Here is a 19473-nt window from a genome sequence, read left to right on the forward strand (position 1 = left end):
AATTCTGGTGTTCGCAAAAATTAACGAATGCCGGTTTCCCTTGGAAGGTCTGTCAGGCGTTTCCCAAAAACCGGATTTCTCGAGCCTGGCCAGCGCCAGGGCTGGGCTGCAGTGGTACTCTTGGCGTCCTGTGTGGCCCTTGGCCGCCTACGAAGCCCATATGGACAGCAATCGGTTCTATTCATGAAGAAATCAGTTGGCATCCTTTCCGGCCTGGCTATCGCCATCGCCGTCGCAACCACCGCTGGCGCCTGGTACACCGGCAAGCAGCTGCCTGCGGAGCTGGACAACGCCCTGGTCCGCAGCAACGCGGAACTCAAGAAGGCCCTGGTGAGCACCGGTGGCAGCATGAGCATCGAACGCGTGTCGCTGGAGCAGCATTTCTTCAGCAGTACCGCCCAGTACCGGCTCAAGGCCCGCGATATCAACCTGGGCGAAGGCGAAGTGGTGAATTTCGACGTTGGCGTGACCGACCAGATCGAGCACGGCCCGTTCCCCTGGTCGCGGGTAAAGGCACTGAAGCTGATGCCGGTGCTGGCAGTCAGCAACAGCACGTTGCAGAAGGACGACGCCACCGCGCCGTGGTTCGCCGCAGCGGGCGAGCAGGCGCCGGTCAGCGCACAGACCAGCCTGGGCTACGACGGCAATGTGGTCAGCCAGGTGCAGCTGGCACCGGTCAAGCTCGACGAAGCGGATGGCAACAGACTCGATTTCTCGGGCATGCAACTGCAAGTCAGTGGTGACCAGGAAGGCAAGGCCTCGAGCTTACACGGCCAGGCCGATCGGTTCGTGATGAAACTGGTACGAGATGACCAGCCGCCTGCCACCTTCGAGCTCAATGGCCTGAAGGTCGGCGGGCAGCTGGCGGCCACCGCGCACCAGGCCATCTACGTGGGCAACGTCGACCTGGCGCTGGCCGAAACCAAGGTCACCCTGGGGCCCAAACAGCAGGTGCTGGTGGTCAAGGGGCTGGAGCAGAATGCCCTGCAAACCCTTGACGGCCCGGATATCGTGGGTGGCCGCGTGGAGTACAAGGTAGGGGATATCACCTGGGATGGTCGTGCGGTGGGCAACGCGCAGATGGTGGTGAGCATCACGTCGGTCAACGCGCCGGCGCTACAGGCGTTGTCGACGTGGTACCAGGCGCACCTGCCGGAATTCGAGGCCGCAGCTGCGGCTGGCCAGCCGGTGCCGGAAATCCAGATGGACGATGAGGAGAAGGCCAGGTTCCAGGGCGAGCTGCAGAAACTGCTGGCTGCCAAGCCCCGGGTGGCGGTGGAAAATCTGTCGTTCAGGACCGCCAATGGCGAAAGCCGCTTTGACCTGTCGATGGGCTTCGCCGCCCCGGCGAGCTTCGACCTGCCGCCTGACCAGTTGAGCAAGCAACTGATCACCGAGGTGAAGAGCAAGCTGTCGTTGTCCAAGCCGATGATCGGTGACCTGGCAACCTTGCAGGCACTGCTGGATGGCCAGACCGACGCCCAGGCCATTGCCATGCAATCGAGCCAGGCCGGGGAAATGGTCGGCATGATGGCGCTGCAGAGTGGCATGGCTACCGTGCAGGGCAATGATGTGGTGAGCAGCCTGCACTATGCCGACGGCATGGTCGACTTCAACGGCAAGAAGATGACCGTGGAAGAGTTCGCCATGCTCATGGCGGCGCAGCTGGCGGCCCTGTCGCCGCAGGGCTGATCGGCGAAGCCTGTACCGGCCCTATCGCCGGCAAGCCGGCTCCCACAGGATTATTATTGCCAGCAACATTTGTGCAATCCCTGTGGGAGCTGGCTTGCCGGCGATAGGGCCAGCCCAGGCAACACAAAAACCACTTTAGAAATCGCTGGATTGTCTGTAGCCTTCGGCCTCCGATAATAATCCGCGCCCGCAGAGGGCCGTGGCGGCCTTCGTGCCGTCCGGCACCCTTAGCCGATCTGTCAGGGCCGGGTGATACACTCGATTTGACGCGCGCACGCGCCTGCAGGTCCAGCGATCATGACCCAGATTTCCGAACGCCTGTTGGTTCAGGCCCACCTCGACGCCAAGCAGCCAAACCCGCTGACAGCCGAGCAGGAGGCCGAATACCGTGCGGCCATCGCTGCCGAGCTCAAGGCCCAGAACGCCGTGCTGGTCGCCCACTATTACTGCGACCCGGTCATCCAGGCGCTGGCCGAAGAAACCGGCGGCTGCGTGTCCGACTCGCTGGAAATGGCCCGCTTCGGCAAGAACCACCCGGCCGAAACCGTGATCGTTGCCGGTGTGCGCTTCATGGGCGAAACAGCGAAAATCCTCACCCCGGAAAAGCGCGTGCTGATGCCGACCCTGGAGGCCACCTGCTCGCTCGACCTGGGCTGCCCGGTAGAAGAGTTCTCGGCCTTCTGCGACCAGCACCCCGAGCGTACCGTGGTGGTCTACGCCAATACTTCCGCTGCCGTGAAGGCCCGCGCCGACTGGGTGGTGACCTCGAGCTGCGCCCTGGAAATCGTCGAAAGCCTGATGGACAACGGCGAAACCATCATCTGGGGCCCGGACCAGCACCTGGGGCGTTACATCCAGAAGCAAACCGGTGCCGACATGCTGCTGTGGGACGGTGCCTGCATCGTTCACGAAGAGTTCAAGTCGCGCCAGTTGGCCGACATGAAGGCGCTGTACCCGGATGCGGCGATTCTGGTGCACCCCGAGTCGCCGGAAGCGGTGATCGAGCTGGCCGATGCGGTGGGCTCCACCAGCCAGCTGATCAAGGCTGCCCAGACCCTGCCGAACAAGACCTTCATCGTCGCCACCGACCGCGGCATCTTCTACAAGATGCAGCAGCTGTGCCCGGACAAGGAGTTCGTCGAAGCCCCCACCGCCGGTAACGGCGCGGCATGCCGCAGCTGCGCGCACTGCCCGTGGATGGCGATGAACACCCTGGAGCGTGTGCTGGATTGCCTGCGTAATGGCACGAACGAGATCTTTGTCGACCCGGCGCTGGTGCCGAAGGCGATCAAGCCGCTGAACCGGATGCTGGACTTTACCCAGGCAGCGCGCCTGAAATTGTCCGGTAACGCCTGACGCCGGACCGCGTCGCTTTCTTCGCGGGTAAACCCGCTCCCACAGGTACAGCGCAGCGCTCACGGGCGGTGCGGTCCCTGTGGGAGCGGGTTTACCCGCGAAAGGGCCCTCAGCGCCCCATCATTTCCTGAACCATGCGCTGCTGCTCCATGATCTCTCGCTGGCGCTGGTCAATCTGTGCCGCCAGCGGGAAGTTCCCACCCGACCTGCGCTTGGCGTAATCCAGCTGCTGGATGGCCTGGTCGAAATCGCCCACCAGGGTGAAGTACTCGGCCCGCGCCCGGTGCAAGCCAATGGTATTGCCCGAAAGGCCTCGCACTTCGGCCATGTCGTACCACACGTCCGGGTCATCCGGCCGGCTCTTCACCAGTTCGTTCAGCACCTTTTCCGCCTCGGCGGGCTTGTTTAGCTTCACCAGCAGATCGGCACGCACTTGCTTCAGCGGGTAGTTGCCCGGGTACAACCCCTGCATGCGTTCGGCGCGCTGCTGCGCGTCGGCCAGGCGGTTGTTGGTGATGTCCAGGTCGATCTGCGCCAGGTTGTAGGTAATGTCGTTGGGTGCCTTGGCCAGCAGCGGCTTGAGCAGTTCACGCGCCTCGTTCAGCTGGCCGCCCTTGATCTGCGCCAGGGCCAGGCCGTAACGCGCGGCGTCCAGCTTGGGGTCTTCGTCCAGCTGGGCGCGGAAGCGTTTGGCCGCCAGCCCCGGGGTGCCTTCGTAGGTCAGCGCCACCCGGGCACGGATCAGCTGGTAACGCATGCTGTCCTCGACGCCGCCCTTGGGGGCCTGCTCGGCGCGGTTGCGGGTGTCGGCGATACGCGATTCGGTTACCGGGTGGGTCAGCAGGAACTCCGGCGGCTTGGCGTCGTAGCGGTACTGCCGGGCCAAGCGCTCGAACATGGTCGGCATGTTGCGCGGGTCGTAGCCGGCTTTTTCCAGGTTCTGGATGCCGATGCGGTCGGCTTCCTGTTCGTTCTGCCGCGAGAAGCGCCGCTGCTCCTGGATCGCCGCTGCCTGGGTGCCGGCGATCACACCGATACCGGCATCACCGCCGCCACCGGCCGCCAGCACGATACCGGCCAGCAGCGCTGCCATCATTGGCAGTTGCATGCGCTGCTGGGCCTCTACGCCGCGGGCGAAGTGGCGCTGCGACAAGTGCGCCAGTTCGTGGGCCAGTACCGAGGCGTACTCGCCTTCGGTCTGGGCGTTGAGGAACAGCCCGCCGTTGACCCCGACGATGCCGCCGGGGGCGGCAAAGGCGTTGAGCTCGCGGCTATCGATGAGGATGAATTCCAGGCGGCGGTCCTGCAGCTGGCTGGTTTCGGCCAGGCGGTACACGCTGGTTTCGACGTAGTCCTTCAGCTGCGGGTCGTTGAGCTGGTTGACCTGGCCGCGCAGCAGGCTCAGCCAGGCACGGCCGAGCTGGTGCTCCTGTTGTGGCGAGACGATCGCGGAACTGGCGTCGCCCAGTGATGGCAGGTCGTCAGCATGGCCGGGAAGGGCCAACAGGCAGGCCAGCGTCAGCAGGGTAGGGCGCAGTAGATTCATGCATGAAGCTCGCGTCGGTCAAAGATACCTACTGTAGCGGGCTCACACGTTGGCGACCAGTGGCGCTATCCTAGCCGGCCAAATCCAGATACAGCCTGGCAATGCCTTTGGAGAGCCCCGCAATGAGTGAAACCCTGACCTGTGACGCCGAACTGGACGCCAGCGGGCTGAATTGCCCTTTGCCGCTGCTGAAGGCCAAGATGGAGCTCAACCGCCTGGCCAGCGGCGCGGTGCTCAAGGTAATTGCCACCGACGCCGGCTCCCAGCGCGACTTCCGCACTTTCGCCCAGTTGGCCGGTCATACCCTGCTGCGGGAAACGGCCGAGGCCGGTACCTACACTTACTGGCTGCGCAAGGCCTGAGTCTTTCCAAGGATCGTCAATGTTCAAAGTGCTTCGCGACTGGATGCAGCGCTACTTCTCCGATGAGGAAGCGGTGGTGCTGGCGGTCCTGTTGTTCCTGGCTTTTACTGCGGTACTCACCCTGGGTGGCATGCTTGCGCCGGTGCTGGCGGGCATGGTGCTGGCGTTTCTGATGCAGGGGCTGGTCAATGCCCTGGAGCGCTTGCGGGTACCCACCCGGTTGGCGGTGATGCTGGTGTTCGCCCTGTTCATGGGCGCGCTGGCGGTGTTCATGCTGGTGCTGGTGCCGCTGCTGTGGCACCAGTTGATCACCCTGTTCAACGAACTGCCGGGCATGCTCGGCAAGTGGCAGTCGCTGCTGTTGCTGTTGCCCGAGCGCTACCCGCACCTGGTGTCGGACGAGCAGGTGCTGCATGCCATCGAGTCGGTGCGCGGGGAAATCGGCAAGTTCGGCCAGTGGGCGCTGACCTTCTCGCTATCGAGCCTGCCGCTGCTGGTCAACGCCATGATCTACCTGGTGCTGGTGCCGATCCTGGTGTTTTTCTTTCTCAAGGACCGCGAACTGATCGGCCGTTGGGTCAGCGGCTACCTGCCACGCCAACGCAGCCTGCTGAACCGGGTGGGCAGCGAGATGAACCGGCAGATCGCCAACTACATCCGCGGCAAGGGCATCGAGATCCTGATCTGCGGCATCGCCACCTACATCGCCTTCATCAGTCTGGGGCTCAACTACGCCGCGTTGCTGGCGCTGTTGGTGGGGCTGTCGGTGGTGGTGCCTTACGTGGGCGCGGTGGTGGTGACCGTGCCGGTGACGTTGATCGCACTGTTCCAGTGGGGCTGGGGTGACCAGTTCATCTACCTGATGACGGTGTACGCGATCATCCAGGCGCTGGACGGCAACGTGCTGGTGCCGCTGCTGTTCTCCGAGGCGGTGAGCCTGCACCCGGTGGCGATCATCTGCGCGGTGTTGCTGTTTGGCGGGTTGTGGGGGTTCTGGGGGATCTTCTTTGCCATCCCGCTGGCGACCTTGATCAAGGCCGTGCTGGATGCCTGGCCGCGGCAGGAGCCTAGTGTGTCACCGATGCTGTAATTTTGGGGCTGCTTTGCAGCCCATCGCGACACAAGGCCGCTCCTACAGGGATACGCGATTTCCTGTAGGAGCGGCCTTGTGTCGCGAAAGGGGCGCAAAGCGCCCCCAACGATCTCAAGCCTTGTTCAGGGCCTGGGCAGCAGCCAGTACTGCATCCACATGCCCGGGCACCTTCACCCCGCGCCATTCCTGGCGCAGCACACCGTCCTTGTCGATCAGGAAGGTGCTGCGGTCAACGCCCATGTATTCCTTGCCATACAGCTTCTTCAGCTTGATCACATCGAACAGCTGGCACAGGGCTTCGTCCTTGTCGCTGATCAGTTCGAACGGGAAGCCTTGCTTGGCCTTGAAGTTCTCGTGCGACTTGATGCCATCGCGCGACACGCCGAACACCACGGTGTTGGCTGCGGCAAAGGCATCGTGCTGGTCACGGAAACCCTGGCCTTCGGTGGTGCAGCCCGGGGTGCTGTCCTTCGGGTAGAAGTACACCACCACTTGCCGGCCCTTGAGCTCGGCCAGGCTGACGGTTTGCCCGCTGGTGGCCAGGGCCTCGAAGTCGGCAACGGGTTGGTCGAGTGCTACGGCCATGGTCGGTTTCCTTACATTGGGTTCTGTGGACGCCATGGCTCGATCAGCGCATCGAGGTTCAGGGCATCGGCAAAGTCCAGGAACTGGTCACGCAGCCAGCTGATCTGGGTGCCGGCCGGCAGAATCACGGTGAACTGGGCATTGAGCATGCTGCTGCCGGTCTGCGGTGCCAGGTAGGTATCGCAGGTCATGGCTTCCAGCTCGACGCGGTGGTCGAGGAAGAACTGGCACAGTTCGTTGATGATGTCCGGCCGGTAGGCGGCGCTGACGTAGGCCACGTAGGGCAGGGCCTGCGGGCGCACTTCCTGGTCGGCGCTGCGCACCACGTCCAGGGTCAGGCCGTGCTTCTTGCCCAGGCCCGGCAGCATGGCTTCGAGGCGCGCCAGGGCGTCCCAGCTGCCACCTACCTGCAGTACCAGGGCGCTGGTCTCGCCGTGGCGGCTCAGGCGCGAGGTGACCACCGCGCAGCGGTTTTCGAAGGCAGCGCGGCTGAGGACGTTGGCCAGCTCCATGGGGTTGGGGCCCAGGGCACTGATGACAAGGAATTGTTCGCGGACGGTGGGGGTGGACATGCAGCATTCCTAAAGCGATGAGCGGTCGGCACAGGACGGGCGAAAGCCTCCTGTCGGCAGGGCCCGGGGCTCGCATGCGAGGTCGTGGACGCTGGCGGGGAGCAAGGTCGACGGCCCGGCGGGCCGCGCTGCACCGATCAAAGCATCAAGGGTAGCGAAATAAGGCGCCGAGGGGAATGCTCCGCCCGCCTGCTTCGCTTGTGCAAGGCCGATGCCCCCAGTACCATTACCGCTCTCTTTTTCCGGCAGGAGCAGTTACATGATTGCGGGCAGTATGGTGGCATTGGTCACTCCCATGGATGCACAAGGGCGTCTCGACTGGGAAAGCCTCGACAAACTTGTAGACTTCCACCTGGAAAACGGCACCCATGCGATCGTCGCTGTCGGCACCACCGGTGAGTCCGCCACGCTGGATGTCGAAGAACACATCCTGGTCATCAAGCACGTGGTCGAGCGCGTCAAGCGCAGCACCCGCCGCATCCCGGTCATCGCCGGTACCGGGGCCAACTCCACTGCCGAAGCCGTGCACCTGACCCAGAACGCCAAGAGCGCCGGCGCCGACGCCTGCCTGCTGGTAGTGCCGTACTACAACAAGCCGACGCAAGAAGGCCTGTACCAGCACTTCAAGCACATCGCCGAAGCCGTCGACATCCCGCAGATCCTCTACAACGTACCCGGCCGCACCTCCTGCGACATGCAGGCCGATACCGTGATCCGCCTGTCGAAGGTCAAGAACATCATCGGTATCAAGGAAGCCACCGGCGACCTGGTACGCGCCAAGGCCATCCTCGATGGCGTCGACAAAGACTTCATCGTCATGTCCGGCGACGACCCGACCGCCGTCGAGCTGATCCTGATGGGCGGCAAGGGCAACATTTCCGTCACCGCCAACGTCGCCCCGCGCGAAATGGCCGACCTGTGCGAGGCCGCCCTTGAGGGCAATGCCGAGAAGGCCCGCGCAATCAACGAAAAACTCATGCCGCTGCACAAAGACCTGTTCTGCGAGTCCAACCCGATCCCGGTGAAATGGGCGCTCGTCGAAATGGGCCTGATGCACAAAGGCATTCGCCTGCCGCTGACCTGGCTGAGCGAAGGCTGCCACGAAAAAGTCCGTACTGCCTTGCGCCAGTCCGGCGTACTGGTTTAAGAGGAAGTACACCGCATGAAGCGACTGGCTGGTCTTTCCGCCCTTGCCCTGATCATCTCCAGCACCAGTGGGTGTGGCTGGCTGTGGGGCGAGGATGGCTATTTCCGCGACCGCGGCAGCGATTACCTGCAGGCGCGCCCGACTGCGCCGATGCAGCTGCCGCCGGACGCCAGCAACGTCAAGCGCCTTGACCCGCTGCTGCCGATCCCGCGCAACGTCGCCGACGACAGCGCCACCGGCGAGTTCGAGGTGCCGCGCCCGCAACCGATGACCGGTGGCGCCGCCCAGGTTACCGACTACAGCCTGCAGCGCAGCGGCAGCAGCCGTTGGGTGCTGGCCCAGCATTCGCCGGCCGAGGTATGGCCGGTGGCTCGCCAGTTCTTCGAGGACAACGGTTTCCGCATCGCCGAAGAGCGCCCGCAGACCGGTGAATTCAACACCACCTGGCAGCGTTTCGACGAACTGTCGGCTTCGCTCGGCCAGCGCCTGGCCAGCACTGCCAGCAGCGCTGACAGCGAAGTGCGCGTGCGTGTACGCATGGAGCCTGGCGTGCAGCGCAACACCTCCGAGGTGTATGTGGTCAGCGTCGAGCGCCCGGCCGGCAGCACTGCCGAGCCCGATTTCCCGTCCACCTCCAGCAACACCGGTGCCGATGCCCTGCTGGTCGACGAAATGCTTGCCAGCATGAACCGCAGCGCCGAGAAGGGCGGTTCGGTATCGCTGCTGGCCGCGCGCGATTTCGACGCGCCAAGCCGCGTCAGCCTGAGCGAAGACGGCAGCGGCAACCCGGTGCTGTACCTGGGCGCCGACCTGGACCGCGCCTGGTCCAGCGTGGGCCGTGCCCTGGAGCAGGGTGGCGAGTGGCGTGTCGAGGACATCAACCGCAGCCTGGGCCTGTACTACATCAACCTGTCTGAAAAGCCTGAAGACAAGCAGAACCAGCCTGGCTTCTTCGGCCGCATGTTCGGCAGCGAGCCTACCAAGGAAGAGCGTGAAGCCCGTGCCGAGCGCTACCAGGTTCGCCTGAGCAAGGTGGGTGAGAGCGTGCAGGTCACGGTCGAGAAGAACATCAACACCGTGGCCCCGGCCGATGTCGCCCGCCGCGTGCTGAGCGCCATTCAGGACCACCTGGGCTAAGTGCGCTTCGCGGTACTCGGAAGCGGCAGCCAGGGAAACGGCACGCTGATCGCCAGTGGTGACACGTTCATCCTGGTCGATTGCGGGTTCTCCCTGCGCGAGACCGAGCGGCGCCTGGCGCTGCTCGGCGTGTCGGCTGCCCAGCTCAGTGCGGTTCTGGTCACCCACGAACATGCCGACCACGTGCATGGAGTCGGCTTGCTGTCACGGCGCTACAATGTACCGGTCTACCTCAGCCAGGGGACCTTGCGCGGCATGCGCAAGCCGGTGGAGGTGGCCGGTTTTCTCGCTTGTGGCGAAAGCCTGCGTATCGGCAGCCTGGAAGTGACCGCGGCGCGGGTCGAGCACGACGCCTACGAGCCGCTGCAGTACGTGGTCAGCGACGGTCAGCGGCGCTTCGGCATGCTGACCGACCTGGGCTCGTACGACGCGCTGCTGCTGGAGCGTTATCAGGGCCTGGATGCACTGCTGATCGAGGCCAACCACTGCCGCGACCTGCTGGCACGCGGTCACTATCCGGCTTTCCTGAAGCAGCGGGTGGGTGGCATGCAAGGGCATTTGAACAATCACCAGGCCGCGCGCCTGGTGCACGAGTTGGGCTGGAGCAACCTGCAACACCTGGTGCTGGCCCACCTCAGCAGCAAGAACAACCTGCCACACTTGGCTCGCCAGTGCTTCGTCGACACCCTTGGGTGCGACCCGGACTGGCTCCAGGTGGCGAATCAGGAACACGGGCTCGACTGGCGCGAAATCGCCTAGCCCAACACCTCAAGCAAGCGGAGCCCAATCATGGAAAAACGCGACGAACTCTACCGCGGCAAGGCCAAATCGGTTTACAAGACCGACGACGCCGACCGCTTGATCCTGCTGTTCCGTAACGACACTTCGGCGTTCGACGGCAAGCGTATCGAACAGCTCGACCGCAAAGGCATGGTGAACAACAAGTTCAACGCCTTCATCATGCAGAAACTGGAAGAAGCCGGCGTGCCGACCCAGTTCGACAAGCTGCTGGGCGACAACGAGTGCCTGGTGAAGAAGCTGGACATGATCCCGGTCGAGTGCGTGGTGCGCAACTACGCCGCCGGCAGCCTGGTCAAGCGCCTGGGCGTGGAGGAGGGCATCAAGCTGGAGCCGTCCACCTTCGAGCTGTTCCTGAAGAACGACGAGAAGGGCGATCCCTTCATCAACGAATCCCACGTTGTCGCGTTCGGCTGGGGCACCGCCGAGCAGCTGGCCGAAATGAAAAAGCTGTCGCTGAAGGTCAACGAAGTGCTGAGCAAGCTGTTCGATGACGCCGGCCTGCTGCTGGTCGACTTCAAGCTGGAGTTCGGCGTATTCCACGGCCAGATCGTGCTGGGCGACGAGTTCAGCCCGGACGGCTGCCGCCTGTGGGACAAAGAGACCCGCAAGAAGATGGACAAGGACCGCTTCCGCCAGGGCCTGGGCGACGTGATCGAAGCCTACGAAGAAGTTGCCAAGCGCCTGGGCGTGCCGCTGTAAGCGGCACGTTCACGCAAGCGCCTGATACAACGCGATTTTTTTTAAAAAAAGGTTTGCGTTTTAAAAGAACGCTGGTATGATGCGCGGCATTGGAGAGATGCCGGAGTGGTCGAACGGGACGGATTCGAAATCCGTTGTACTGGCAACAGTACCTAGGGTTCAAATCCCTATCTCTCCGCCATACAAGATGAAGCCCCTGGGAACGAAAGTTACCAGGGGCTTTTTCGTTGTGTGGCGCGAAGTTGTTTGTAGCGAGCATCCCAATTGCGCGGGCGAGTCTATGAAGACGCGGGGAGCTTCTTGAGCGGCCTGACGGTGAGTTCTACGCCCAAGGCAAGCATCAGCTTCTGAATTGTAGAAAATCGGGTTTTATCGCCGCCCTTCAAAGTTTTGTAGAGAGACTCGCGATTGACGCCAGCGTCTTGCGCAAACTGGTTCACGCCCTTGGCTTTTGCCACTTCACCCAGGGCATGCATCAGGATTTGAGCATCGTTAGCCTTCATAGCCTCTGCGAGAAATGCTGCGATGGTTTCTGGGCTGTCGAGAAACCGGGATGCCTCGAATCGTTTGGTATTGCTCAAGTCCAGATCAAGGATTGGCATGTCTTCAGGGGTGGACTTGTCGCTCATCGTTTTTTACCTCGTACTGCATCAAGGATTTCCTTGGCTCGTTTGATGGCTCTGTGTTGATCCGTTTTATCGCTGCCATAGAGCATCAGGTAGCGGGTTGGGCCCGTTCGTACGAAGTAGATTCGATATCCGGGGCCGACAAACACGCGCATCTCACTGACACCATCGCCAACCGATTCGATATCACCGAAGCTGCCATTTTCGGCTCTGGCAATCCTTGAGGTGACAGCACCTCTGCCGATTGGGTCTTTTACGCCATCCAGCCAATCTTCAAATTCAGACGTTGTGTCGATCTGATTCGGCATGCATTAAATGTAGCCTAGTGGCTACTCCTTGTCGATGAATGAGTGACCGAGTGGTCCTGCGGAAACGAGGTGGAGGCCATTACGCAATGGTTGGTTGCGCCTAGCCCGACGATCGCCTTCCTGCGTTGGTCTGAATGGCGATGAAGAGACGAGGCTAAGGTGCGGGCTGTGCACTGGCAACGAATACAGCGGGTTTGATGTTTGTTTGGGAAATGGACTACATCGCGATGGAAGAGGTCGCATTACCGCATGGGGCCGGAGCGTATTTGGGAGTGATCGCGACGAGATGCGATGAATGAAGCCCCTGGGTGTTTTGCGTTTCCAAGGGCTTCTTTTTTCTTATTTTTTCATCATCCCCAATTCAGCATCATCCAACAGCGCCTTGGCCATCGCACTCAGGTAATGCGAGGCCCAGATCAGCTTCTGGTCGCCATCCATCAAACCGGTGATGATCAGGTCGCGGACGTAGCCCATCAGTTCGGATGCCTGTTCGCGGGCGTCCTGGCAGGGGATGCCGGGTTCGATGCGGAACAGCGGGTGGGTGTTGTTTTCGCCTTGGTAGAAGCAGGTCTTGCCGACTGTGGTGGGTTGCTTTGTGTCGTCGGTGGGCATTGTTTTTCTCCCTGGAATCTTGGGTGTCTGGGCCGGCCTCTTCGCGGGCGCGCCCGCTCCCACAGGTACGGCGCAGTACTTGAGGGCAATGATTACCCTTGTGGGAGCGGGCGTGCCCGCGAAGAGGCCAGGCCTGCTAGTGCAAAGTTCGTGGCTCAGCCGGTAAATGGGCCTGCATCTGCAATTGCATCAATGCCGACTCGACCAGGCCCTGTACCGCCTCCATTTCATGGATCACGGCCTGCATCACGATCGAACTCGGGGCTGTGGGTTTGAGTTGCACGGATTGGCGGGCCACGAACAGGGCGCAGAGTACGTACTCTGAGGACTGGACCAGGGTGTCTTGCAGAGCCTGGGTGGAATCGAGGGAGTGGGGTGGATCGGGGACCATCTTGCGCATACACATCTCCAGGATCATTGGAGCTGCCGCAAGCTTGCTGTCAAACAAGAGGGTGGCAGCTGTACATGGGTTGACAGACCGAGGATCCCGGAGTAACTCGGCGCACACGAGGTGCCCCACGTACAGCCGCCATAAACAGTGCACGTGTGCGGGAAATCGTCGGCCTGTCAAAGCCGGTCGTTGATTTTGAAACGACAAGCCGAGACTAGAGCGCGACCCAATCCGTCGCAACAGTTTGAGCGGGTTGGCAGTATGTTTGGGAAATGGCCTACAGGGAAGGGGATAATTCTGAGTTTCAGCTGTAGGACCGGGGGCCTTCAGCGCATTGCCGCCAGTTTGATGCCGAACCCCACCAGGCAAGCCCCCGCCAACCGCTCGAACATATTGGCAATCCGTGGATTGGCGCGCATGCGCTCGGCCAACTGGTGCGTCAGCACCACGGCAATCAACCCGTACAGGAAGGTCACCACCGCCACTGTCGCCGCGAGGAAGCCGAAGGTCACCAGCCCTTGGTGCTTCACCGGGTCGACGAACAGCGGGAAGAACGCCATGTAGAACATGATCGCCTTGGGGTTGAGCAGGGTGATCATCATGGTCTGGCGCAGGTACTGGCCGTTGTCCATGCGGCTGGCCCGCGGCGCGCCTCCGGGTTTGCTCAGCAGCATGCGCAGGCCCAGGTAGGCCAGGTACGCAGCACCGGCCCACTGCACCACGTGGAAGGCGGCAGGGTAGGCCGCCAGCAGGGTGGCAACGCCGGCCACCGCCAGCCACAGCAGCACCTGGTCACCCAGGATCACCCCGCAGGTCGCGGCCATGCCGGCCGTGATCCCGCCCTTGCCGGTGGCGGTGATCAGGGCGAAGTTGCCCGGGCCGGGGATGGCCAGGACGATGATGAAGGCGATGACGAACGCGCCGTAGTCGGTGACGCCGAGCATGGGGAACTCCTGTTGGTGGTGCGTAGGCAGAGCTCAAGACTATCGTCGCCACCGGCCCGCTTTTCAACCGTCTACCAGGAAATTGGTAGCAAGCTCTGAATTTTCAGAAGTGCGAGAAATTTCCTACAAGGGCAACTTGTTGTTGCACACGTGCAACCAGCCAGTGCACTTTGCGACTTGGATCCAATGCCTAGGTTCTGTATCATCCCGCCGCCATCAGAATGATGGCCGAAGATGATTCATTTAAAGGACTTAGTATGAAAAAGCTGTTCAAGGCTGCCGTTGCCGTTGCTGTCGTTTCGGGTGTTGCCCTGCTGTCGGGTTGCACTGGCCAGGTTTACAACCAGCCGAAAAACTGCACCTACGACTACCTGTTCCACCCTTCGGTTTCCATCTCCAAGATCATCGGTGGCTGCGGCCCGATCGATAAGCTGCCTCAGCAGCAGTAATCTTGGCGGTACCCTGATCGCGACGCTTGCGGCGTGATCCAAGGCCCCCGGTCATTTACGTGATCGGGGTTTTTTGTTTTTCCGCGTGACAATCTGCCACTGAGGCAACCCGTCGCCTTGACGCTCCGGGTGGCAATTTGTTTGTGCTGGCATTTGAGCTACAATCGGAAAAACGATTCAGCCTTGTCGGTCAATTCGACAAAAGGCCGAGTCGTTTTCTGGTTCTCTGGCTGCTGAACAATGATCAACAACAAGCCTGCGCTGCAGAACATGCTTTACTTGGGCCAGCCACAGGCCCACCCCCTGTTCTCCTGACTGGAATCGATCAATGTTCAAGAAAGCTGGCAAGACCTTGCTGGGTCTGGCTGTCGCTGCAAGCGTCATGCAAGCGCACGCCGCAGAAACCAAGAAAGTAGATGTGCTGCTGGTCGGCGGCGGCATCATGAGCTCGACCCTGGCCGTGTGGTTGCACGAGCTGGAGCCAAGCTGGTCGATGGAAATGGTCGAGCGCCTGGATGGCGTGGCCGAAGAAAGCTCCAACGGCTGGAACAACGCCGGTACCGGCCACTCCGCGCTGGCCGAGCTGAACTACACCCCGGAAGACAAGGACGGCAACGTCAATATCACCAAGGCCATCGAAATCAACGAGGCCTTCCAGATCTCCCGTCAGTTCTGGTCGTGGCAGGTCCGCCAGGGCGTGCTGAAGAACCCGCATTCGTTCATCAACACCACGCCGCACATGAGCTTCGTGTGGGGCGATGACAACATCAAGTTCCTGAAGAAGCGTTACGACGCATTGCAGGCCAGCCCGCTGTTCCGCCCGATGCAGTACTCCGAGGACCACGCGCAGATCGCCAAGTGGGTCCCGCTGATGATGGAAGGCCGCGATCCTAACCAGAAGCTGGCCGTGACCTGGACGCCAATCGGCACCGACGTCAACTTCGGCGAGATCACCCGCCAGTTTGTCGGCCACCTGAAAACCCAGGAAAACTTCGACCTGAAGCTGTCCAGCGAAGTGCAGGACATCACCCGCAACAAGGACGGCTCGTGGCACGTCGAGTACAAGAACCTGAAGGACGGTAGCGAATCGGCCACTGACGCCAAGTTCCTGTTCATCGGTGCCGGCGGCGGCGCGCTGAAGCTGCTGCAGAAGTCGGGCATTCCTGAAGCCAAGGAATACGCAGGCTTCCCGGTGGGCGGCTCGTTCCTGGTGACCGAGAACCCGACCGTGGCCATGCAGCACATGGCCAAGGCCTACGGCATCGCCTCGACCGGTGCGCCACCCATGTCGGTTCCGCACCTGGACACCCGCGTGCTGGATGGCAAGCGCGTGATCCTGTTCGGCCCATTCGCCACCTTCTCGACCAAGTTCCTGAAGAACGGCTCGTACCTGGACCTGCTGAGCAGCACCACCACCCACAACGTGTGGCCGATGACCAAGGTCGGCATCGATCAGTACCCGCTGGTGGAATACCTCGCTGGCCAGCTGATGCTGTCTGACGACGACCGTTTCGAAGCCCTGCGCACCTACTTCCCGAATGCCAAGAAGGAAGACTGGCGCCTGTGGCAGGCCGGTCAGCGCGTGCAGATCATCAAGCGTGATGCCGAGAAGGGCGGCGTGCTGAAGCTGGGCACCGAAGTGGTCGCTTCCGAAGACCGCACCATCGCCGGCCTGCTGGGTGCATCGCCAGGTGCTTCGACTGCGGCACCGATCATGCTGAACGTGCTGGAAACCGTGTTCAAGGAGAAGGTCGCTACCCCTGAGTGGCAGGCCAAGATCAAGCAGATCGTGCCGAGCTACGGCACCAAGCTGAACGACTCGGCGGCGGCCACCCAGAAAGAGTGGAACTACACCGCTGAAGTGCTGCAGCTCGAGAAGCCACCGGTGATCGACGAAAGCGTCGGCACCACGGTTGCACCGAGCCAGCCGGTCGAGAGCAAGCCTGAGAATGACATGGCGCTGTAAGCGGCCATTGTTGTGACAGAAGCCACGGGGGAGACCTCGTGGCTTTTTTGTTGCCGGTTCCGGCCCTTTCGCGGGTAAACCCGCTCCCACAGGGACCGCACTGGCCACAGGCTTGGCGCTATCCCAGTGGGAGCGGGTTTACCCGCGAAGAGGCCAGTTCAGGAAACCACTGATCGGAAACCCAGCTCAGCCTCAATAAAAACATATTTTGATGCTTAAATTAATCTTGTCAGTCGATCCCCCTCCAGGAGGGTGCCGTCATGAACATCAAGATTGCCGCCTTACTGCTGCTCGCCCTGTGCGCCCAGCCGGCATGGAGCCAAAGCTACTCCTACTCCAGCGAAACCCCCGCCGCCAAACCCGCCAAATCTGCTGCAATGACCACGCGCATGGCCCTGCGCGACCTTTGGGTCGAGCACATCTTCTGGGTGCGCAACTATGCTGTCGCAAACCAGGCCGGCAACGCCAAGGAGGCTGAAGTCGCTGCCAAGGAGGTGGTTACCGACGCTACCAGGATCGCCAATAGCATTGCCCCGCTGTACGGCCAGCCCGCCGCCGATCAGTTGCTGAAACTGCTGGCCGGCCACTGGGGAGCCATCAAGCACTACAGCGACGCCACCGTGGCCAAGGACAAAAAAGGCCAGCAAGCCGCGGTCAATGAGCTGACCAGCAATGCCAAGGGCATCGCTGCGTTCCTGGCCAAGGCCAACCCGAACCTGCCCGAACCGACCCTGCTGACGCTGCTCAGCGCCCACGGCGGGCACCACGTGGCCCAGATCGACCAGCTGGCGGCCGCTGACTACGTGGGCGAGGCGCGCACCTGGGCGATGATGCGCGAGCATATCCTGACCCTGTCCGACGCCCTGGCTGCGGCGTTGATCAAACAGTTCCCGGACAAATTCTGATGCTCGAAGGCTTGGGCCGTACCCAACAGGACCTGCTCCATGCGTTGCTGCTCCAGCCGGCCGGCATGAGCATCGACGACCTGGCGCAGGCCCTGGCCATCACCCGCACGGCGGTGCGCCAGCACCTGGCAGCGCTGGAGCGCGACGGCCTGGTCAAGCGTGGCGCTACCCGGCCGACCGGGCGACGCCCGGAGCAGTTGCACGAGCTGACCGAACAGGCCCGCGAACTGTTCCCGCGGCAGTACCCGTTGCTGGCCAACCTGCTGATTGCGGAAGTGGCCGGCTTGCTGGGGCAGGAGGCGTTGCTGGCGCTGATGCGCCAGCTGGGGCGCAAGCTGGCGGCGGACCTGGAGCATCAAGTGGTGGATGAAGCACGCATCGTCGAGCACATGAACAATGCCGGGTACGAGGCTCAGGTGTTCTTCCGCTCGGGGGGCGAGCCGCAGATCGTTGCGCACAATTGCGTGTTCCATCACCTGGCCAAGGCGCACCCGGTGGTGTGCGAGCTGGACCTGGCGCTGATCGGGGCCTTGGGTGGGGCCGAGGTCAGCCATGAGGAGTGCATGCTCAGGGGAGGGCAGGTGTGCCGGTTTGCCCTTGGCAAAATTAACCCTGCTGTCCATTCCAAACCTGCAGGCTGATGCGGTCAGTGTAGGAGCGGCCTTGTGTCGCGAAAGGGCCGCAAAGCGGCCCCGGCAATTTGAGCGGCGAAGCTGAAAATCTTGGGGCGCTACGCGCCCCTTTCGCGACACAAGGCCGCTCCTACAAGGACCGTGTCAGCCTGGCAGATCAAACTTGGCGCAGAATGCAGTCCAGCAACCCGGGAAACCGCTCCCCCAGCATCTCGCTACGCAACGAATTCATATGGGTAGTCCCCACATTGCGGGTATGCACCAACCCCGCATCACGCAGCACGCGAAAATGGTGGGACATGCTCGACTTCGGCCGGCCGCCGTCCAGCTCGCCGCAGCTGGCTTCGGCCACGCCCGCCAGGTGGCGCACGATACCCAGGCGCACCGGGTCGCTCAGGGCATAGAGCAGGCGTTCCAAGGTAAGGTCTTCAGAGTTGGGATGTTGATAGGCTCGCATGGTCGTCATGATAACGGGGCTATCATTAATTGCCATAGTTCGATTATGATCGAACTATCGTAATCAGACAGCCCGGGAGCTTGCTCATGTCCGCCTTGTTCGAACCCTATACCCTCAAGGACGTCACCCTGCGCAACCGCATTGCCATTCCGCCGATGTGCCAGTACATGGCCGAGGACGGCATGATCAACGACTGGCACCACGTGCACCTGGCCGGCCTGGCCCGTGGCGGTGCCGGCTTGCTGGTGGTCGAGGCCACTGCCGTGGCACCGGAAGGGCGCATCACCCCCGGTTGCGCCGGTATCTGGAGCGACGCCCACGCCCAGGCTTTCGTGCCGGTGGTGCAGGCAATCAAGGCCGCCGGTTCCGTGCCGGGTATCCAGATTGCCCACGCCGGGCGCAAGGCCAGCGCCAACCGCCCGTGGGAAGGTGACGACCACATTGCCGCCGACGACGCCCGCGGCTGGGAAACCATCGCCCCGTCCGCCATCGCCTTCGGCGCGCACCTGCCACAAGTGCCGCGCGAGATGACCCTGGACGACATCGCCCGGGTCAAGCAGGACTTCGTCGATGCCGCCCGCCGTGCGCGCGATGCCGGTTTCGAGTGGATCGAACTGCACTTTGCCCATGGCTACCTGGGTCAGAGCTTCTTCTCCGAACACTCCAACAAGCGTACCGACGCCTACGGTGGCAGCTTTGACAACCGCAGCCGCTTCCTGCTGGAAACCCTGGCAGCGGTGCGTGAGGTATGGCCAGAGAACCTGCCACTGACCGCGCGTTTTGGTGTGCTGGAATACGACGGCCGCGATGAGCAGACCCTGGAAGAGTCGATCGAACTGGCGCGCCGTTTCAAGGCTGGCGGCCTCGACCTGCTGAGCGTGAGTGTCGGCTTCACCATTCCCGACACCAAGATCCCATGGGGCCCGGCGTTCATGGGGCCGATTGCCGAGCGCGTGCGTCGTGAGGCGAAGCTGCCGGTGACCTCGGCTTGGGGTTTTGGTACGCCGCAACTGGCGGAAGCGGCGCTGCAGGCCAACCAGCTGGACCTGGTATCGGTAGGGCGTGCGCACCTGGCAGACCCGCACTGGGCTTACTTTGCGGCCAAGGAGTTGGGCGTGGAGAAAGCCTCCTGGACCTTGCCGGCACCGTATGCGCACTGGCTCGAGCGTTATCGCTGAGGCATAAAAGGGGCT

Annotated in this window: 22 protein-coding genes and 1 tRNA gene; 14 read left to right on the forward strand and 9 right to left on the reverse strand. The window is 62.3% G+C overall.

Annotated features, from left to right (window positions below):
* The first annotated feature begins 183 nt into the window (after positions 1 to 183).
* Together CAG46_RS20940 and nadA are read left to right on the forward strand one after the other, a co-directional pair.
* A complete protein-coding gene (locus CAG46_RS20940) occupies positions 184 to 1692 on the forward strand; it encodes a YdgA family protein (RefSeq protein WP_085618014.1) in 1509 nt (502 codons plus the stop codon).
* A 297-nt stretch (positions 1693 to 1989) separates the two neighbouring features.
* A complete protein-coding gene (nadA, locus tag CAG46_RS20945; RefSeq protein WP_003254747.1) occupies positions 1990 to 3048 on the forward strand; it encodes a quinolinate synthase NadA in 1059 nt (352 codons plus the stop codon).
* 109 nt (positions 3049 to 3157) lie between these two features.
* Here the strand turns inward: nadA and CAG46_RS20950 are convergent, their stop codons facing one another.
* The gene (locus CAG46_RS20950; protein WP_025340255.1) at positions 3158 to 4594 is read right to left on the reverse strand and encodes a M48 family metalloprotease; all 1437 of its coding nucleotides are present in this window, start codon (positions 4592 to 4594) and stop codon (positions 3158 to 3160) included.
* Positions 4595 to 4716: 122 nt separating this feature from the next.
* Between CAG46_RS20950 and CAG46_RS20955 the strand changes: the two genes are divergently transcribed.
* Together CAG46_RS20955 and CAG46_RS20960 are read left to right on the forward strand one after the other, a co-directional pair.
* Positions 4717 to 4956, forward strand: coding sequence for a sulfurtransferase TusA family protein (locus tag CAG46_RS20955; RefSeq protein ID WP_004375233.1), 240 nt, complete (start codon positions 4717 to 4719; stop codon positions 4954 to 4956).
* Between the two features lie 19 nt (positions 4957 to 4975).
* Entirely contained in the window at positions 4976 to 6046 is a 1071-nt protein-coding gene (locus CAG46_RS20960; RefSeq protein WP_015271461.1) for an AI-2E family transporter, read from the forward strand.
* Positions 6047 to 6160: 114 nt separating this feature from the next.
* On the opposite strand, the gene CAG46_RS20965 is transcribed toward CAG46_RS20960, so the two are convergent.
* Both CAG46_RS20965 and CAG46_RS20970 read right to left on the reverse strand, forming a co-directional pair.
* Positions 6161 to 6634 carry a peroxiredoxin gene (locus CAG46_RS20965; RefSeq protein WP_085618016.1) on the reverse strand — a complete coding sequence of 158 codons (474 nt, stop codon included), beginning with the start codon at positions 6632 to 6634 and terminating at the stop codon, positions 6161 to 6163.
* Positions 6635 to 6645: 11 nt separating this feature from the next.
* Positions 6646 to 7206: a glycine cleavage system protein R gene (locus CAG46_RS20970; protein WP_013973793.1), complete on the reverse strand. Its 561-nt coding sequence runs from the start codon at positions 7204 to 7206 to the stop codon at positions 6646 to 6648.
* 259 nt (positions 7207 to 7465) lie between these two features.
* Between CAG46_RS20970 and dapA the strand changes: the two genes are divergently transcribed.
* From dapA to CAG46_RS20995, 5 genes are all read left to right on the forward strand, one after another.
* Entirely contained in the window at positions 7466 to 8353 is an 888-nt protein-coding gene (dapA, locus tag CAG46_RS20975; protein ID WP_025340253.1) for a 4-hydroxy-tetrahydrodipicolinate synthase, read from the forward strand.
* 15 nt (positions 8354 to 8368) lie between these two features.
* Positions 8369 to 9490: an outer membrane protein assembly factor BamC gene (gene bamC / locus CAG46_RS20980; RefSeq protein WP_004375223.1), complete on the forward strand. Its 1122-nt coding sequence runs from the start codon at positions 8369 to 8371 to the stop codon at positions 9488 to 9490.
* On the forward strand, positions 9491 to 10249 hold the full coding sequence (locus CAG46_RS20985) for an MBL fold metallo-hydrolase (protein WP_012273748.1): 759 nt from the start codon (positions 9491 to 9493) through the stop codon (positions 10247 to 10249). It abuts the gene before it with no gap.
* A 30-nt stretch (positions 10250 to 10279) separates the two neighbouring features.
* Positions 10280 to 10990: a phosphoribosylaminoimidazolesuccinocarboxamide synthase gene (purC, locus tag CAG46_RS20990; RefSeq protein ID WP_004375217.1), complete on the forward strand. Its 711-nt coding sequence runs from the start codon at positions 10280 to 10282 to the stop codon at positions 10988 to 10990.
* Between the two features lie 91 nt (positions 10991 to 11081).
* A tRNA-Ser gene (locus CAG46_RS20995) sits at positions 11082 to 11171 on the forward strand.
* Between the two features lie 97 nt (positions 11172 to 11268).
* Here the strand turns inward: CAG46_RS20995 and CAG46_RS21000 are convergent.
* The 5 genes from CAG46_RS21000 to CAG46_RS21020 all read right to left on the reverse strand — a co-directional run bounded on the left by CAG46_RS21000 (position 11269) and on the right by CAG46_RS21020 (position 13871).
* Positions 11269 to 11619: an addiction module antidote protein gene (locus tag CAG46_RS21000; protein ID WP_085590631.1), complete on the reverse strand. Its 351-nt coding sequence runs from the start codon at positions 11617 to 11619 to the stop codon at positions 11269 to 11271.
* The gene (locus tag CAG46_RS21005) at positions 11616 to 11924 is read right to left on the reverse strand and encodes a type II toxin-antitoxin system RelE/ParE family toxin (protein WP_085618018.1); all 309 of its coding nucleotides are present in this window, start codon (positions 11922 to 11924) and stop codon (positions 11616 to 11618) included. Before CAG46_RS21005 ends, CAG46_RS21000 begins: the two co-directional genes overlap by 4 nt.
* Positions 11925 to 12263: 339 nt before the next feature.
* Positions 12264 to 12536, reverse strand: a complete 273-nt coding sequence (locus tag CAG46_RS21010; protein ID WP_025340252.1) for a DUF3077 domain-containing protein — start codon at positions 12534 to 12536, stop codon at positions 12264 to 12266.
* 136 nt (positions 12537 to 12672) lie between these two features.
* On the reverse strand, positions 12673 to 12936 hold the full coding sequence (locus tag CAG46_RS21015; RefSeq protein ID WP_025340251.1) for a hypothetical protein: 264 nt from the start codon (positions 12934 to 12936) through the stop codon (positions 12673 to 12675).
* Between the two features lie 317 nt (positions 12937 to 13253).
* Positions 13254 to 13871, reverse strand: a complete 618-nt coding sequence (locus CAG46_RS21020; RefSeq protein WP_085618020.1) for a LysE family transporter — start codon at positions 13869 to 13871, stop codon at positions 13254 to 13256.
* A gap of 257 nt (positions 13872 to 14128) precedes the next feature.
* Between CAG46_RS21020 and CAG46_RS21025 the strand changes: the two genes are divergently transcribed.
* The 4 genes from CAG46_RS21025 (at position 14129) to CAG46_RS21040 (ending at position 17832) form a co-directional block, all read left to right on the forward strand.
* Complete coding sequence (locus CAG46_RS21025) at positions 14129 to 14320, forward strand: YhfL family protein (protein WP_085618022.1); 192 nt, start codon at positions 14129 to 14131, stop codon at positions 14318 to 14320.
* Between the two features lie 328 nt (positions 14321 to 14648).
* Positions 14649 to 16286, forward strand: coding sequence for a malate dehydrogenase (quinone) (mqo, locus tag CAG46_RS21030; RefSeq protein WP_075046052.1), 1638 nt, complete (start codon positions 14649 to 14651; stop codon positions 16284 to 16286).
* A 260-nt stretch (positions 16287 to 16546) separates the two neighbouring features.
* Entirely contained in the window at positions 16547 to 17191 is a 645-nt protein-coding gene (locus tag CAG46_RS21035) for a hypothetical protein (protein ID WP_085618024.1), read from the forward strand.
* A complete protein-coding gene (locus tag CAG46_RS21040) occupies positions 17191 to 17832 on the forward strand; it encodes a metalloregulator ArsR/SmtB family transcription factor (RefSeq protein ID WP_085618026.1) in 642 nt (213 codons plus the stop codon). The genes CAG46_RS21035 and CAG46_RS21040 overlap by 1 nt, the downstream gene beginning before the upstream one ends.
* A gap of 148 nt (positions 17833 to 17980) precedes the next feature.
* Here the strand turns inward: CAG46_RS21040 and CAG46_RS21045 are convergent, their stop codons facing one another.
* Positions 17981 to 18316 (reverse strand): helix-turn-helix transcriptional regulator, encoded by a 336-nt coding sequence (locus CAG46_RS21045; RefSeq protein WP_025340241.1) that lies wholly within the window; start codon positions 18314 to 18316, stop codon positions 17981 to 17983.
* A gap of 50 nt (positions 18317 to 18366) precedes the next feature.
* Between CAG46_RS21045 and xenA the strand changes: the two genes are divergently transcribed.
* Entirely contained in the window at positions 18367 to 19458 is a 1092-nt protein-coding gene (gene xenA / locus CAG46_RS21050) for a xenobiotic reductase XenA (RefSeq protein WP_025340240.1), read from the forward strand.
* The last annotated feature ends 15 nt before the right edge of the window (positions 19459 to 19473 follow it).

The organism is Pseudomonas sp. B23(2017), assembly GCF_002113725.1.
Taxonomy (GTDB): domain Bacteria; phylum Pseudomonadota; class Gammaproteobacteria; order Pseudomonadales; family Pseudomonadaceae; genus Aquipseudomonas; species Aquipseudomonas putida_Z.